This is a genomic window from Streptomyces sp. JH14 (assembly GCF_029428675.1).
Classification (GTDB): domain Bacteria; phylum Actinomycetota; class Actinomycetes; order Streptomycetales; family Streptomycetaceae; genus Streptomyces.
On the sequence record NZ_JAJNEL010000001.1, the window covers coordinates 3745088 to 3760405 of the forward strand.

At 70.1% G+C, this 15318-nt stretch carries 10 protein-coding genes; 5 read left to right on the forward strand and 5 right to left on the reverse strand.

Features of this window, described 5'->3' with window-relative positions:
- Window positions 1–227: 227 nt before the first annotated feature.
- Together LRD69_RS16880 and LRD69_RS16885 are read left to right on the forward strand one after the other, a co-directional pair.
- Window positions 228–2531 carry an esterase-like activity of phytase family protein gene (locus tag LRD69_RS16880; RefSeq protein WP_277327399.1) on the forward strand — a complete coding sequence of 768 codons (2304 nt, stop codon included), beginning with the start codon at window positions 228–230 and terminating at the stop codon, window positions 2529–2531.
- Window positions 2532–2855: 324 nt separating this feature from the next.
- Window positions 2856–4079 carry an FG-GAP-like repeat-containing protein gene (locus tag LRD69_RS16885; protein WP_277327400.1) on the forward strand — a complete coding sequence of 408 codons (1224 nt, stop codon included), beginning with the start codon at window positions 2856–2858 and terminating at the stop codon, window positions 4077–4079.
- Window positions 4080–4320: 241 nt separating this feature from the next.
- On the opposite strand, the gene LRD69_RS16890 is transcribed toward LRD69_RS16885, so the two are convergent.
- The gene (locus LRD69_RS16890) at window positions 4321–5952 is read right to left on the reverse strand and encodes an NAD(P)/FAD-dependent oxidoreductase (protein ID WP_277327401.1); all 1632 of its coding nucleotides are present in this window, start codon (window positions 5950–5952) and stop codon (window positions 4321–4323) included.
- Between the two features lie 466 nt (window positions 5953–6418).
- Between LRD69_RS16890 and LRD69_RS16895 the strand changes: the two genes are divergently transcribed.
- The gene (locus LRD69_RS16895) at window positions 6419–7036 is read left to right on the forward strand and encodes a TOPRIM nucleotidyl transferase/hydrolase domain-containing protein (RefSeq protein ID WP_277327402.1); all 618 of its coding nucleotides are present in this window, start codon (window positions 6419–6421) and stop codon (window positions 7034–7036) included.
- A 96-nt stretch (window positions 7037–7132) separates the two neighbouring features.
- Here LRD69_RS16895 and LRD69_RS16900 read toward each other — a convergent pair whose 3' ends face one another.
- The gene (locus tag LRD69_RS16900; protein ID WP_277327403.1) at window positions 7133–8101 is read right to left on the reverse strand and encodes a winged helix-turn-helix transcriptional regulator; all 969 of its coding nucleotides are present in this window, start codon (window positions 8099–8101) and stop codon (window positions 7133–7135) included.
- Window positions 8102–8766: 665 nt separating this feature from the next.
- Here LRD69_RS16900 and LRD69_RS16905 point away from each other — a divergent pair.
- Window positions 8767–12540, forward strand: a complete 3774-nt coding sequence (locus tag LRD69_RS16905; RefSeq protein WP_277327404.1) for a S8 family serine peptidase — start codon at window positions 8767–8769, stop codon at window positions 12538–12540.
- 195 nt (window positions 12541–12735) lie between these two features.
- Here the strand turns inward: LRD69_RS16905 and LRD69_RS16910 are convergent, their stop codons facing one another.
- On the reverse strand, window positions 12736–12957 hold the full coding sequence (locus LRD69_RS16910; RefSeq protein WP_277327405.1) for a helix-turn-helix transcriptional regulator: 222 nt from the start codon (window positions 12955–12957) through the stop codon (window positions 12736–12738).
- The gene (locus LRD69_RS16915; RefSeq protein WP_277327406.1) at window positions 12957–13448 is read right to left on the reverse strand and encodes a DUF2975 domain-containing protein; all 492 of its coding nucleotides are present in this window, start codon (window positions 13446–13448) and stop codon (window positions 12957–12959) included. Before LRD69_RS16915 ends, LRD69_RS16910 begins: the two co-directional genes overlap by 1 nt.
- Window positions 13449–13607: 159 nt before the next feature.
- On the opposite strand from LRD69_RS16915, the gene LRD69_RS16920 reads away from it, so the two are divergent.
- Entirely contained in the window at window positions 13608–13844 is a 237-nt protein-coding gene (locus LRD69_RS16920; RefSeq protein ID WP_277327407.1) for a hypothetical protein, read from the forward strand.
- Between the two features lie 226 nt (window positions 13845–14070).
- Here LRD69_RS16920 and LRD69_RS16925 read toward each other — a convergent pair whose 3' ends face one another.
- Window positions 14071–15267 (reverse strand): FAD-dependent oxidoreductase, encoded by a 1197-nt coding sequence (locus LRD69_RS16925; protein WP_277327408.1) that lies wholly within the window; start codon window positions 15265–15267, stop codon window positions 14071–14073.
- Window positions 15268–15318 lie beyond the last annotated feature (51 nt).

Sequence of the window (15318 nt, forward strand, 5' to 3'; positions counted from 1 at the left end):
CTCCGTGCAGACTCACCGGCGGTGCGACACCAGTCAGTCGGCGAGTTGAGTGTTGTGGTGGGCGAGCGAGCTGATCTCGCCGGAGGAACTCCAGATACCTGTCCGTCCCGTCGCGCAGGGACCGGGAGGCATTGATGATCTGCGTCGGCTGTTCATTCGGACGCTGCTTCGTGCTCGCCCGCAGGTGCGACGATCGCGCTCCGTCACTGTCGTGCAACGGAGAAATGATGCCCCCGAAGAGAACCTACGCCGCGCTCGCAACCGTAGCTGTCGCCGTCGGCATGCTGGCCGGCGCGGGCGCGGCGAGCGCACACCAGGAGCCGCGGTGGCCGGTCGCCTTCGACCGCACCGCCACCTATCCGGTCTTCCAGAACCGGCCGGCGGGCGAGGACCCGGCCTCCCCGACCGTCGCCGAGATCTCGGCGGCGAGCGAGGACGGCCGGACCCTGGTCTACACCGACGCGTTGGCGCGTCGGATCGGCTTCCTCGACATCAGCAAGCCCGGCAAGCCGCGCGGGCTCGGCACGCTGGCGCTGGCCGAGCTCGGCGACGCCGAGGACGAGCCGACCTCCGTGGCCGTGGTCGGCCAGTACGTCCTGGTCGTGGTGAACACCAGCGCCGGCCACTCCAACCCGTCCGGACGCCTCGACGTCATATCGCTGCGCGACCGCAAGCGGGTCACCAGCTTCGATCTGGGCGGCCAGCCGGACTCCATCACCATCACCAAGGACAAGCGGTACGCCGCCGTCGCGATCGAGAACGAGCGCGACGAGGAGGCGACCCCGCCCGGAGGCGAGGAGGGCGACCTCCCCCAGGCTCCGGCCGGCTTCGTGCAGATCGTCGACCTCGAGGGCGGCTCGCCGCTGCACTGGCGCACCCGGGCCGTACCCCTGACCCGGGCCGACGGCACGGCGCTCCCCGTGCTGGCCGACGCCGGGATCGTGGAGCCCACCGACCCGGAGCCGGAGTACGTCTCCGTCAACAGCCGCAACCAACTCGCCGTCACCCTGCAGGAGAACAACGGCATCGTCCTGATGGACCTGCCGACGGGACGGATCACCAAGGCCTTCAGCGCCGGTACGGACACGGTGCATGGCATCGACACGGTCAAGGACGGCGTGATCGACCAGACCGGTTCGATCACCGATGTGCGGCGCGAACCCGACGCCGTCAGCTGGGTCGACGACCGCTACCTGGCGACGGCCAACGAGGGCGACTGGAAGGGCGGAACCCGCGGCTGGTCCGTCGTCGACAGCCGGACCGGCAAGGTCGCCTGGGACGCGGGCAACAGCTTCGAGCGGATCGCCGTCCGTCACGGCCTCCACAACGAGGACCGCGCGGGGAAGAAGGGAACCGAGCCGGAGGGCGTGGTGGTCGCCACGTTCCGCGGTGTGCGCTACGCCTTCGTCGGCTCGGAGCGCAGCAACTTCGTCGCCGTCTACGACCTGAGCCGGCCGACCGCCCCGGTCTTCCGCCAGGTGCTGCCCACCACCAACGGCCCCGAGGGGCTCCTGCCGATCCCGTCGCGCGACCTGCTCGCGGTCTCCAGCGAGGAGGACGACGCCTCGGTGAACGTGCGCGCCTCGGTGAGCCTGTTCCAGCTGGGCAAGGGCACCCCCGCGTTCCCGAGCATCGTGTCGGCCGCGGACTCCGCCGGCGCGCCGATCGGCTGGGGCGCGCTCGGCGCGCTGTCCGCCGTCCCCGGCAGGCCGCACGAGCTGTACACCGTTACCGACGCGGCGTACTCCGCCACCAGGATCATGACCATCGACACCTCGCGTCGGCCGGCGGTCATCACCCGGGCGCTCCCCGTCAAGGACGCCGAGGGCCGGCCGGTCGGCTACGACGCCGAGGGCATCGCCGCCCGGCCCCAGGGCGGGTTCTGGCTCGCCGTGGAAGGCGCTACGGGCGACGGCAACAAGCTCGTCCGGCTCGACCGCGACGGGGTGACCCGGCAGGTCGTCACGCTCCCGGCGGACGTCGCCGCGGGCCTGGCGAAGCAGGGCTTCGAAGGGGTCACCGCGACCACCGACCGCAACGGCCGCGAGGTGGTCTGGGCCACGCTGCAGCGTGAGGTCAAGGGCGACCCGGCCGGGCTCGTCCGGCTCGGCCGGTACGACGTCCAGGCGGGCACCTGGAGTTGGTACGGCTACCGGATCGGCACCACCGGCACTCCGGGCGACTGGATCGGCCTCTCCGAGATCACCGTGGTCGGCGACAAGCTCGCCCTGATCGAGCGGGACAAGCTCAACGGCCCGTCCGCCACGGTCAAGCGGGTGTACACGGTCGACCTGCCGAAGTCCGCCGCGCCGGCGGGCCCGCTGCAGGTCCTGCCCAAGAAGCTCGCCCACGACGTGCTGCCCGACCTGCGGGCGACGAACGGCTGGACCCAGGAGAAGCTCGAGGGGCTGACCGTGGGCGGCGACGGCCAGGTCTACGCCGTGACCGACAACGACGGCCTGGCCGACGCCACCGGCGAGACGGTCTTCCTGCGCCTCGGCTCCAGCAAGAGGATCTTCGGGCGCGACTGATCCACCGCAGCGCTCATGGGCGCCGCCTCGGAACAACAGAACCCCGTGTACGGCCGCCGGCGGCTCGTCGGCGGCCGTACACACTCATGGCGGGCTGCGCCTCGCCCGGGAACGAGTCGCTGTCGACCGTGGTTCACCGGTCTCGCTGGTGCCCCTCTGGTGCGGCAGGTCTGCGGGAACTGCGATGCGGGCGAGCTCGACGGTGTCTTACGATCGCCTGGCTTGCGTCGGCCGGCAGCCGCAGACCCGCAGCAACGGCCGGGACCCCCGACGTGCTGACGGGACAAGGCGCCGACGCACATCAAGGGGAGGGGAACACAGCACATGCGGAACCGTTTCATGCGGGGGGTGGCGACGCTCGCCGGCCTCGTGCTCGCCGGTACCGGCCTGAACGCCGTGAACGCCGCTCCAGCGGCCGCGGACGAGTACGGCTGCCCGACCGGTTACTGGTGCGGCTGGACGGGCGAGAGCGCCAACGGTTCGATGTACAAGACGAACAAGAGCGTCGCGGACCTCGGCAGCTGGGACAACAAGCTCCGCTCGCACGTCAACCGTACACAGTCGATCGCCTGCCTTTACAACGACAAGAACTACGTGCCGTGGGGCACTTACTTCCCGGAGGATCCCGCCGGCCCGTCCACCGGCTACAGCGGTGAGCCGACCGCGACGATCAGCTCGATCAAGTTCGTCCGCACCGAGCGCGAGTGCAGCCAGCCCGCCTATCCGCGCTGGTTCTCCGAGACCTCTCCCAAGTCCTTGGGCTTCGGTGACATGAACGGCGACCGCAAGGCCGACGTGATCGTCCGCGACAAGGTCGGACGGCTCTGGTTCACGCCGGGCGACGCGACCGGCCGGCTCATCGGTGCGGGTGGCTGGAACGGCATGAACGCCCTCACCCGGCACGGTGACTTCAGCCGTGACGGCCGCGAGGACCTCATCGCGCGCGAGGCGTCCACCGGCAAGCTGTGGCTCTACCCGGGCACCGGTACCGGCTCCCTCGGCACGCGCAAGCTGATCGGTGCGGGCGGCTGGAACGGCATGAGCAACATCACCGCCTTCGGTGACCTGACCGGTGACAGCCGCTCCGACCTGATCGCCCGCGAGGCGTCCACGGGCAAGCTGTACCTGTATCCGGGCACCTCCACCGGCACGCTCGGCTCACGCAAGCTGATCGGTTCGGGCGGCTGGAACGGCATGAACGCGCTTGTCGGCGTCGGCGACATGGACGGCGACGGTCGCCCCGACCTCTACGCGCGGGAGGCGTCCACCGGCAAGCTGTGGCTCTACCCGGGCCGGGCCTCTGCCCTGGGCGGGCGCGTCCTGGTCGGCAAGGGCGGGTGGAACACCATGGCGAACCTGATCGCGGTCGGCGACTTCTCCGGCGACGGGCGTCCCGACCTCGCGGGCGTGACGAACGACAGGTACGCGATCGACGGCTACCCGGGCAACCTCGGCTGGTTGATCACCTACCGGGGGCTGAGCAACGGTCTCCTGGCGGGTGGTGAACGGACCGACGGCGAGTGGTGGGGCCTCAACGGCTTCTGCTAGCCACCGGCCGGCTTCCGCCGAGCCGGTCGGCGCGAGACGGGTGCCGGCGAACTGGGAAACCGTCGTGGCGGCGACGTGACCGTGGGTTCGGATCCCACACCCACCGCGCAGGCCGTACCGCTGGAACCGGCCCCCGACCAGGCGACTCGGTCGGGGGCCGATCCCATGTCCGCTCCCCGACGCGGACTTCGTGGCCCGAACCGAATCGCGGGCGGACGCGTGCGGCCCGGTGCGGCTGCTGCTACGGATGCCGCCGCTTCCGTGCTGCCCACGATCCACCGCGCAGACGGACGTCTTTGAGGACCTGGCGGGCGGTGAGCCGACCCGACGTGGCGTTGTTGCCCGCACCGGGCCATGTCGCCGCACCGGTCAGGTACAGGCCGGGGACCGCCGTGCGGTAGCCGCTGTGTCCGGACATCGGCCGGAAGAAGAAGTTCTGGGAGAGGTGGTGGCTGCCGGCGACACTGTCACCGCCGACAAGGTTCGGATCGGCCGATTCAAGGTCCTGAGGGGTGTAGGCGGTGGCGCGGACAATCCGTGACCCGCTACCCGGCGCGTACTGCTCCAACTTGGCCAGCACCCGGTCGGTCATCGGCTCGACCGCTTCGGGCCATCCGGTGTGCGGGATCGCCCCCGCCGCGTCTCCGCGGATGACCGAGGGCATCGTACGGATCTGGATCCACACGACGTGGTGGCCTGCCGGGGCCCGAGTCGGGTCCACCGCGGACGTCTGACCCACGATGAGCAGCGGCTCCGTGGGCAGGAGCCCGGCCTGGGACTCGGTATAGGTACGTGCCAGGTCATCGACGTACGGCGCCACGTGCACGTACCCGAAGTCGGCAAGCCCGCTTCCCGCCGCCCAGGGCAATGGTCCTTCAAGTGCAAGGTGCAGCATCATGGTGCCGGGGCCGTACAGGTAACCGCGCGATGCGCGGCGTACCTGTGCAGGCACCTGTTCGCATTCCAGCAGTCGCTGATACAGGGCAGGCGGCCCGACGTTCGCGATCACGGCGCGACGCGCCGTCAGCGTGCTGCCGTCGACGCAACGCACACCGACGGCCCGGCCGTTCGAGCACAGGACACGGTCCACCTCGGCACCGGTACGGACCTCGCCGCCGAGCTCCGCCAGTACCGCGGCGAGCGCCTGAGGCAGGCGCTGCGCGCCCCCTTCCACAACGGACATGCCGTTCTCCATGTCGGCGAACATTTCCAGGAGCGGGAACATCGCGCCGCCGGCCACGTCCGGGCCGAAGTCCAGGTGCATGCCCCAGCAGGCCGCCATGGCTTGCGCCTCCCGGGTGGCGAACCAGGTCGTGCCCAGCTCCCTGGTACTCATCAGCAGCGTGTGGGTGAGTTCCCTCGCGCCACGCAGGCCATGGTGGCGCAGGAGGTCCAGGACCTGCCGGACTGCCGCGCTCGACGGCACGGCGCTTCCGTAGAGCCCGAACAGGTACGGCGCGAATTGCCTGTACTGCTGATAGAGGCCTGCGAAGCCCTCGGCATCCCCGGAGTCGTGCTGCGCCAACTGCCCGAGGGTGCGCTCGTAGTCGGAGTGGACACGCATGCTCAGCCCGTCCGGGAAGACGTTGGCATAGGGGTGGTCGGTGGTGCGGAACCTCAGTCCATGACGTGACAGGTCGGAACCGAAATCGGCGTACGTCCGGGATCCGAGGAAGAGGTTCTGGTTGGTGGAGTACAGGTCGTGCACGAATCCCGGCAATGTGGCCTCACCGCTCGCGATGGCACCACCCACCGTGGCGTTTCGCTCCAGCACCGCCACCGACCACCCGGCCCGAGCCAGGTACAGGGCCGCCACGAGCCCGTTGTGACCGCCGCCGATCACGACCGCGTCGTAGGAGCCTGCCGTGGTCATCTCCTGGGTCCCCTGCCGCTCCTGGGTCCCCTGCCGCTCGGCCCTGTGCTGAGGGGGGCACCGAACCGGCCCGTGCCCGGATCCGCGACACGAACACCGCCGGCCGTGGCTGAGACGCGGTGACGCGAAATCGCCGCCCGTTCCCGGCAGGGATGAGGCATCTCGGTACCGATGCCGAAGGCGGCCCGGTGGCCGAGAGCAGCCGGGATCTGCGCCTCGGTCCAGCGCATCCCTGCGGACGCTCCGGCGACCGGGATTTCTGCCTCTCCCCTGGTGCTCATAGGAATCTCTCCCGATCGGTCGCTTCGTCACCCGACTCCGGAATATCCCATCTCCCATGCTCCTCCCGTCTCGACGGAACGCAACATCCGAGGCCCGGCAACGGATGACTCCGACTGCTCGCCGCCGATCGACGCGCTGCGGAAATTCCCTACCGTGGTGGACGGAAAGAGCGGAGACTCGTCCCATGGCTGACATGGGGTCATTCCGGGACGTGGTCACCGCGTGGGCGGCCGGTGGCCCCGGCGACCCCGCGCGCGAGCTGGCCGTGCGGCTGCCCGTCCGGACGGTCGTCCTGCTCGAAGGGCCGAGCGACGCCGCAGCGGTCGGCGCGCTGGCCGCGAGCCGCGGCCGGGACCTGGCGGCCGAAGGGGTCTGCGTCCTGCCGATGGGCGGTGCGATGAGCGTCGGGCGCTTCGCCCACCTCCTCGGGCCACCCGGCCTGGGCCTTCGCCTCACGGGACTGTGCGACGAGGCGGAACGTCCGTACTACGCCCGCGGCTTGGAGCGGGCCGGCGCAGCACAGCAGGAGTTCTTCGTCTGCGCGGCGGACCTGGAGGACGAGCTCATCCGCGCGCTGGGCGTGGCACGAGTGGAGGAACTCGTCCGGGCGGAGGGAGACCTGCGCGCTCTGCAGACCTTCCTCCGCCAGCCCGCACAGCAGGGCCGCACCTCACAGCAGCAGGTGCGGCGCTTCCTCGGCACGAAGAAAGGACGCAAGATCCGCTACGGCCGCGTCCTCGTCGAGGCCCTGGATCCCGACCGCGTACCCGCCCCGCTCGACAGGCTGCTCGCCAGCCTCTGATCGGACCATGCCCAGCGGTGAACGAGGCCGGAGGCCGGGTGCGGGAGAACTGCGTGCCCGGTTCGAAGCGACCGCCGCCGCGCCGGTCCCCGACCTTCAGATCCAGCCTCGCTTGGCGGCCTCCGTGCCCAGCTGGAAGCGGGTCTCGAGGCCGAGCCTGGACGCGATCGCGGCTATCCGGCGGGTCACGGTGCGCGCGCTCGTTCCCAGTTGCCGGGCGATGGCCTGGTCCTTGTAGCCGGCTTGCAACATTCTCAGGAGCAGGAGATCTTCCGTGCTCGGCTGGTCGGGGGTCTCCGGGGGCGACGAGACGAGGGGTTGTGCTCGCTGCCAGTAGACGTCGAACAACTCGAGGAGTGCGTCGAGCAGACCCGATTGATGGACGACGGCGATTCTGTCGTACCGTCCGCCGACCAGGGCGACCAGTGCGACACGACGGTCCATGATCCGCAGTCTGAACGGCAGGGCCGGCAGGAGCCGGGCCTGTTCGCCGCGCCGGGCGAGGCGGGTGATCAGCTCGAATCGGCCGGGCTGCTCCAGCGCCTCCGGGGTGTAGACGGACCGTATGTCGGCGCCGCGGCCCAGCAGGTCCATCGTGAAGGCCTCCTCCAACTCGTTGCTGTACGGGCCCAGGTACGGGGGCCGGTCCAGCACCCAGAAGTGGGTGCGAATCGATTGGGTCAGCTCGGCCACCCGTAGGGTGACCGCCTCCTCACCGGTGATCACCTCAACCAGCCCGGTCGGATCCTCCTGCAGCCGCTTGACGCGGTACTCGCTCGCCAGGTCATCGATCGTGTCCCACACCGCGGTGAACGCCGCCTCGGTATCGGCCCGGCGGCCGGCGAGCAGTGCGCTCAACGCGGTCCGTGGGCTGACCGGCCGGTACTGGCCGTGCCGTTCTCTTCGCAGCACGCCCAGTTCCACCAGCCGCGCCACCGCGTGCTGTATCCGGCTGGGCGTGGTGCCCAGGTGTTCGGCGATCTCCCGCGCAGTCCGGTCCGGCTCGGCCAGATAGGCGTGGTAGACCCGCTCGTCGAACTCGCTGATCCCCAGGGCACCGAGCACCGGACTTCCTCCGTCGTCTCCGCCGGCGGGCGTCGGCCACCGATGGCGCGATCCGCCAACTGGCGATATCGGACACGAGTCTTATCTGTACATCTCCCGGCCACAAGCCTTAACTCTGATCGTCCACATCAACCCGCCGCGCGAGCCCGGAGCCCCCACGACCGGTCCACAGCGCCGGCCGTCAGATCCCCCGCCGATCCGTCCCTTCACCCGACATGTCTGCCACGAACACCGTGCCGCGCCCGCAATACAAGGAGGTGAACGTCACCTGCTCAAAACGATGGTCCCCGCCGCCGTTGGTCGCATCTGTGGTGAGCAACAGTGGGTTCGAGAGCGGAACGACACCGGAGACGACGACCTCCGGGACCGTCCCCGCCAACGGCAGGGCTGAGATCGCCCCTTCCGCATGCGCACTTCGCGTGAGCGGACGGGCCCGGCTTCCCGCGCACCGACAACGTCACCGAGTCGGTGACCGTCTCGGCAGGCTGCAGGGCTTCGCACGGCCCGTGGCTGCATATCGGCGCCACCGGCAGCACCGCCTACGACACGGTGCCCATCAGGGCAGTTGATCGGCCCGTTCGGGCCGAAAACCTACAACCTCGCCCTTTCGAACGCCTCTTGATGTTCTTTGGCGTTTCATTCCCCCTTTTTCACAGGAGTTTCCTTTGCCCACCCCATTTCGCCGCAGATCGAAGCTGATAGCTCTCGGGTCTGCCCTGGCGATGCTGACGGTCGTCCCGCCGTCACTCGCCACCGCGTCGGCCCCCGCGCCCGGAGCGACGAACGTATCGGATGCCGCCGGCGCCCGACCCGGCTCGCTGCGCACCGTCACCCTGGTCACCGGGGACACCGTCACCACCACGACCGCCGCCGACGGCACCGAGACCAGGGAGGTCAAGGGGCCGCACGGTGAAGCCATCGACTTCGAAGTCAACAGGGCCGGAAAGGACATCTACGTCTACCCCGGCTCCGTCCTGCCGTACGTCTCCGCCGGGCTCCTCGACAAGAATCTGTTCAATGTCACGCAGCTCCTCGCCGACGGCTACGACGACGCGCACACCGACCATCTCCCTCTGCTCGTCAGCTATACCGACAGTGCCGCCCGTGCCCGCACCCAAGCGCTTCCCGCCGGGGCCACGAAGACCCGCACTCTCAGCAGCATCCAGGGCGCCGCGCTGACCGAGAGCCGCGACCATGCGGCCGACTTCTGGTCCGGGCTCACCGGAGGGGCCGGCGCGCGAAGTGCCGCACGCGCCGCCGGCGGGGCCCAGCCCTCCTTCACCCACGGCATCGCCAAGGTCTGGCTGGACGGGAAGGTCAAGGCCGCTCTGGCCGACACCACCGCGCAGATCGGCGCCCCGGAGGTATGGGCGGCAGGCGACACCGGTAAGGGCGTCGACGTCGCCGTGCTGGATACCGGCGTGGACGCCGGCCACCCGGACCTGGCGGACCGCATCGCCGGTTCCGCCAGCTTCGTGCCCGACGAGGGCGTCTTCGACGACTACATAGGCCATGGCACGCACGTCGCCTCCACCATCGCCGGCACCGGCGCCGCCTCGGGCGGAAAGGAGAAGGGCGTCGCCCCCGGCGCCGCGCTGCACATCGGCAAGGTGCTCGGCACGGTGTGCGACGTCTTGGGTTGCGCCGGCCAGGGCAAGGAGTCATGGATCCTGGCGGGCATGGAGTGGGCCGCCCGCGACCAGCACGCCAAGATCGTCAACATGAGTCTCGGAGGTGCCCCGACCAGCGGCGACGACCCGATGAGCCAGGCCGTCAACAGGCTCAGCGCGGAGACCGGTGCGCTCTTCGTCATCGCGGCGGGCAACAGCGGCGCCCCGTCCACCGTCGGCTCGCCGGGCGCCGCGGACGCCGCGCTCACCGTCGGCGCCGTGGACACCTCCGACCAGCTCGCCACCTTCTCCAGCCAGGGCCCGCGCTCGGGCGACTACGGGCTCAAGCCGGAGCTCACCGCACCGGGAGTCGACGTGCTTGCGGCACGTTCGCACCTCTCCGAGGGCGAGGGCAGCTACCGGACGATGAGCGGCACCTCGATGGCCACCCCGCACGTCGCGGGGGCCGCCGCGCTGCTGGCCGCACGGCATCCGGACTGGACCGGACAGCAGCTCAAGGACGCCCTGATCAGCTCCACCAAGGCCACCCCGCAGTACACCCCCTATGAGGCCGGGGCCGGCCGCCTGGACGTCGCGGCCGCTGTGCGGGACACGGTGTTCGCGACGGGCAGCGCCTACTCCGGCTACGACCTGTGGCCACACCGGTCCGGTGAGAAGAACGACAAGGAGGTGACCTACACCAACACCGCCGACGCCCCGGTCACGCTCAGCCTGGCGTTGAACGTGCAGGACGCGCCTGAGGGACTGTTCACCCTGTCCGCCACGCGAGTCACCGTGCCCGCGCACGGCACCGGCAAGGTCACGCTCACGGCCGACCTGGACAAAGCCCCCCTGGACAGCCACTTCAGCGGCGTGATCAACGCCTCCGGCTCCGACGGAAAGGTCCTCGCCCGCACCCTCGTCGGGGTCGGCAAGGAGGCCGAGCGCTACGCCCTCTCGGTCACCGCCAAGGACCGCGGCGGCAAGCCGCTCTCCGGGCAGATCACGGTGCTGGGAGAGAACCTCTCCCAGGAGTACATGCTCGATGAATCGGGCACGACCGCCTTGCGGATGCCGGTCGGCACGTACTCCGTGTGGCTCAGCGCCGATGTGCAGGGCACGCACGGCCCGCACTCCCTGGGCAAAGCCATTCTGAGCGCTCCCGAGGTCGTCCTGGACCGGGATCGTGCGGTCGTCCTGGACGCCTCGGCCGCCCGGCAGGTCAAGGCCGCCGTTCCCAAGGAGACCACCGACTCCCTGGCTCACATGGACATCTACCGGACCTTCGATTCCGACCACTACGCGCTGAGCAGCCTGGGCTCCTCCGCGCTCGAGTACGACAGCATGTGGGCGCTGCCCACCGGCAAGAAGGTCACCAAGGGTGACTTCTTCTTCAGCGCGCGCTGGCGCAAGGAGGAGCCCGCACTGACGGTGGCCTCCGGCGAACGGAGCTTCGACGACCTGAGGGTGCAGCGGGGCTCGACACCGCTTCCCGAGGGTCGGATGACCCTCGACACGGTCTTCGCCGGGCAGGGCGCCCCGGCCGACTATGCCGGGCTGCGGGCCCAGGGCAAGATCGCCGTGGTGCGCCGCAACGATGCGGTCCCGTTGGAGCAGCAGACGGACGCGGCCGTACAGGCCGGTGCACGGCTGCTGCTGGTCGTCAACGACGGGGTGGGCAGGCTGGATCCCTGGTACCGCAGTCCTCAGGCCTTCTGGCCCGCTCCGCCTGTCTCGGTGGCGACCCTCACCCGGGACGAGGGCGAGGAGCTGATCACCCGGATCCAACATGCCAGGACCCCGCTGAGCCTGGTCTCCAGTCGCGTCACCGACTACCTCTACGACCTCGTCCGTCACTACGACGGCGCGGTACCCGCCGACCCGACCTACCGGCCGGAGAAGAACGACCTGGCCCGCGTCGACGTCTCCTTCCGCAACTACCGGCCGGACAGGGCGGCCGAATACCGCTCGGACATCTGGCAGGGATTCACGGTGGGCTCCCCCTACCTTCATGAGACTCCGGCCCAGGGCGAGCGCACCGACTGGGTCTCCGCCGACACGGACATCCAGTGGAGGGACCGGGCCGAGATCCCCGGTGAAATCCAGCAGTCGTCCTCGGTGGTGCGCTACAAGGCCGGCACCACCAGTGACCTTCACTGGTTCGGTCCGATCCAGCGTCCCCGCTTCGACAACCAGACAGGGACGCAGGAGAGGACCGGCGACGAGATCCTCGCCGAGATCCCGGGCTGGGGCGACTCCGGTGGCGACCACGTGGGCTACACCTTGGACAACTTCCAAGTCAGCAACACGGTGACGCTGTACCAGGGAGACACGCTCCTGACCCAGTTCTACTCCGACTGGGTACGGTTCGCCGGACTCAGTCCCGAGCGTCTTCCCTACCGGCTCGTCTCGGAGAATTCCCGGGGCTTCTGGACCAACCCGTACTCCACCAGCACCCGGACCGAGTGGGGATTCACCTCCGCGGCCGGCAAACCCGGCGTGGCCGCGGTCCTGCCGCTGATCCAGCTCGACTACACGGTCGACACCGACACCGCCGGCAAGGCGCGCCGGAACGCCGGACTCGTGGTCACTCCCTCCCACATCCCCGGGGGACCGAGCTCCAAGACGATCAACAACCTCACCCTCGACGTCTCCTACGACGACGGCACCACCTGGCAGAAGGCAACCCTCACCCACCGCGGTGACGGCTGGGAGACCACGCTCCACGCCCCTGCCCACACCGCGTACGCCACCCTGCGCGTCTCCGCGCACGACAAGCAGGGCAACAGCGTGACGCAGAGCATCACCCGCGCTTTCGGGCTGAAGTAACCCCCTCGGCCCCGGTACCCGGGCGGCGCCGCTCATCGCGGCCCCGCCCGGGTGACGGGCCTGGTTCCACGCCCGTGTGGACCGGGCCGCGTTCCGGGGCCGTCGACGACGTCTCGGCGATCCACGTCGATGCGGTCCACGTGCCGTGCCACGGGCCGGTGGTGCCGGGCGTTTTCACGCCCGCCCTGGGCCGCATCATTCGTCCGCGGCGTCCTCGGCCTCCCAGCGCAGCAGGTCGCCCGGCTGGCACTTGAGCACCTCGCAGAGCGCGGCGAGCGTCGCGAAGCGCACCGCCTTGGCACGGCCGTTCTTGAGTACCGCCAGGTTGGCGGGCGTGATCCCTACGCGGTCCGCGAGCTCGCCCACGGACATCTTCCGCCGGGCCAGCATCACGTCGATGTCGACGGAGATCGGCATCAGATCACGTCGTCCAGCTCGGCCTGCATCTGCGTCGCTTCGACGTCGCGCGCGACGGCCTGTGCGAGCAGCATCCGCAGCACGAGCACGATGAGTGCGACCCCCAGGATGGCCAGGCCGATCCCGCCCATGATGACGGTGACGCCCGGGTCCTCCCGCTGGCCCGGCGCATTGATGCCCGTGACCGCGAACCACAGGAGGGCAACCGCCACGATCGCGCCGATCACGGCGTCCACGTACCGGAAGGCGGCGTGGGAGAACACGGTTCCGCGTCGCACCATCGTCACCAGCCGCCATACGCAGACCCCGGCGACCTGGGCCGACACCATGCCCAGGATCGTGATCACGCGGAACGAGGTCAGCGGGAGCGACCCGTCCTCCGGGTCGTTCCCGCTGATCAGGACCCACACCATCCCTGCCTGTACGAACACGGTGCCGGTCAGCACCACCACGAGTACGGCGCGCAGCGCACGCACTGTCAGCTTTCCCACGGCCCATCCTTCCATCGACTTACGATGGGAATCTATCGAATCTCGATAGGTGAGGCAAGGGCTGGGATGGAGCGCCGGTGGACGGTGCGCTCCGCGCCGTCCGCCGGGCCGAGGTTCGGCCCGGCCGGCGCCGGCCTCATCCATTGATGTCAGTCGCTGATGCCGGAAGCGGGCTCGTACGGCCGAGGTGCCGGCTCTGCCGGTATTTCGCTACGGGACATCATTCAGGAATTCGTCCCGCCGACGGATGAGATCGCGTCGATTCCGCACAGCGGCGCCACGCTCCCGGCGAAGTACATCCACCACTGCCACCTCCTCGAGCACGAAGACGACGACCTGATGCGCCCGTGGACGATCGTCCGGGCCGATGACCACGGCGGCGGCCACAGCCACTGACGGGACCGACCGGCCCGTGTGTGCCGGTCCGCGCCCAAGGGGCCCGGACCGGCACGGACGCCGTGCCCCCGATTCCTGCGCGTGCGGTGTCCGCGAGAGGACGGACGCTCTCGGCCCTCGGACACCGCACCCCCTCGGCATGCTGTCGCTCCATCAGCTCTGCGATGCGCAGGCTCCGAGCTCGGGAATCCGCACAGCGGCATGGGTGCCCACATTGCTCTGCGGATCAGGCCGGCGCCTTGACGGCCGGGCCACCCTGGGCCTGCTCGCGCACGACGCGGCGGCGCCGGATCGGCATCCCGAGCGTCGGGTTGGCCACGCCCCAGGCCGCGCCCTTGCAGACCAGCTCCTTGTACCGGGCGGCGATGCGCCCGGTCAGGGCCGCCCGGACGGCGCGGTCGTCGGCGGTGACGTACTGGATCAGGCCTTCCCTGCGGCCCAGCGAGATGCACTGGTTGAAGTAGCGGAGCGGCACGTTCGGGAGCTTCCCGCCGGTCAGGCGCGCCGCGATGGCGTCCGCGGCCTGCCACGCGGTGGGGGTGCCCGAAGCGCACGACATCCGCAGCGGCTTGTCGCCCGGTCCTGTCACCATGGCCGCGTCGCCGATGGCGTACACGTCCGGGTGCGAGACCGAGCGCATGGTCCCGTCGACCACGATCTGGCCTGTGTCGGTGACCTCCAGGGCGGTGGCCTCCGCGATCGTGTGGACCGCGAAGCCGGTGGCCCACACGGTGACCTCGGCCGGGATGGCCTTGCCGTCGGCGGTGGTGACGCGGTCGGCCTCGACGCCGGTGACGGCGGCGTGCTCGTGCACGGTGATGCCGAGCTTGTCGAAGACCTTCCGCAGATGACGGCTGCCCTTGGGCGCGAGCCAGTCGCCGAGGCCGCCGCGTGCGGCGAGAGCGACGTCGAGGTCGGGGCGGGCTTCGGCGATCTCGGTCGCGGCCTCCACACCGGTGAGGCCGCCGCCGACGACGACCACGGGCTGTCCGGTCTCCAGGCCCGCCAGGCGCTCACGCAGCCGGAGCGCTCCGGGGCGGCCGGCGATCTGGTGGGCGTGTTCGGTGGTGCCGGGGACGCCCTGGTTGTTCCAGCCGCTGCCGAGGGCGTACACGAGAGTGTCGTACTCCAGCTCCTCGGTGCCCTTGGCGTCCATGACGGCGACGGTCTTGCGGTCGACCTCGACGCCGGTGACCTTCGCGAGCTTCAGTTCGACTCCGGTATCCGCGAACATCTCGCTGAAGGGCCGGGACTTGAGGTCCTGGCCGACCGCCAGCTGGTGCATCCGGACGCGCTCGACGAAGTCGGGCTCGGCGTTGACGAGGGTGATGGTGACATCCTCGCGGTGCAGCCGCCTGGCGAGGCGCCCGGCGGCGATGGCTCCGGCGTATCCGGCTCCGAGGACGACGATGCGGTGCTGCATTTCCTATCTCCTGTCTCGCGCGGGTTCGCCACTTGAACCGGGCGGCCCGCC

Excerpts from the sequence above, each read along its gene's own strand:
- LRD69_RS16880 (WP_277327399.1), top strand. The coding sequence starts at position 228 with ATGCCCCCGAAGAGAACCTACGCCGCGCTCGCAACCGTAGCTGTCGCC.
- LRD69_RS16920 (WP_277327407.1), top strand. The coding sequence starts at position 13,608 with ATGCCGGAAGCGGGCTCGTACGGCCGAGGTGCCGGCTCTGCCGGTATT.
- LRD69_RS16890 (WP_277327401.1), bottom strand. The coding sequence starts at position 5,952 with ATGACCACGGCAGGCTCCTACGACGCGGTCGTGATCGGCGGCGGTCAC.
- LRD69_RS16895 (WP_277327402.1), top strand. The coding sequence starts at position 6,419 with ATGGCTGACATGGGGTCATTCCGGGACGTGGTCACCGCGTGGGCGGCC.
- LRD69_RS16910 (WP_277327405.1), bottom strand. The coding sequence starts at position 12,957 with ATGCCGATCTCCGTCGACATCGACGTGATGCTGGCCCGGCGGAAGATG.
- LRD69_RS16885 (WP_277327400.1), top strand. The coding sequence starts at position 2,856 with ATGCGGAACCGTTTCATGCGGGGGGTGGCGACGCTCGCCGGCCTCGTG.
- LRD69_RS16925 (WP_277327408.1), bottom strand. The coding sequence starts at position 15,267 with ATGCAGCACCGCATCGTCGTCCTCGGAGCCGGATACGCCGGAGCCATC.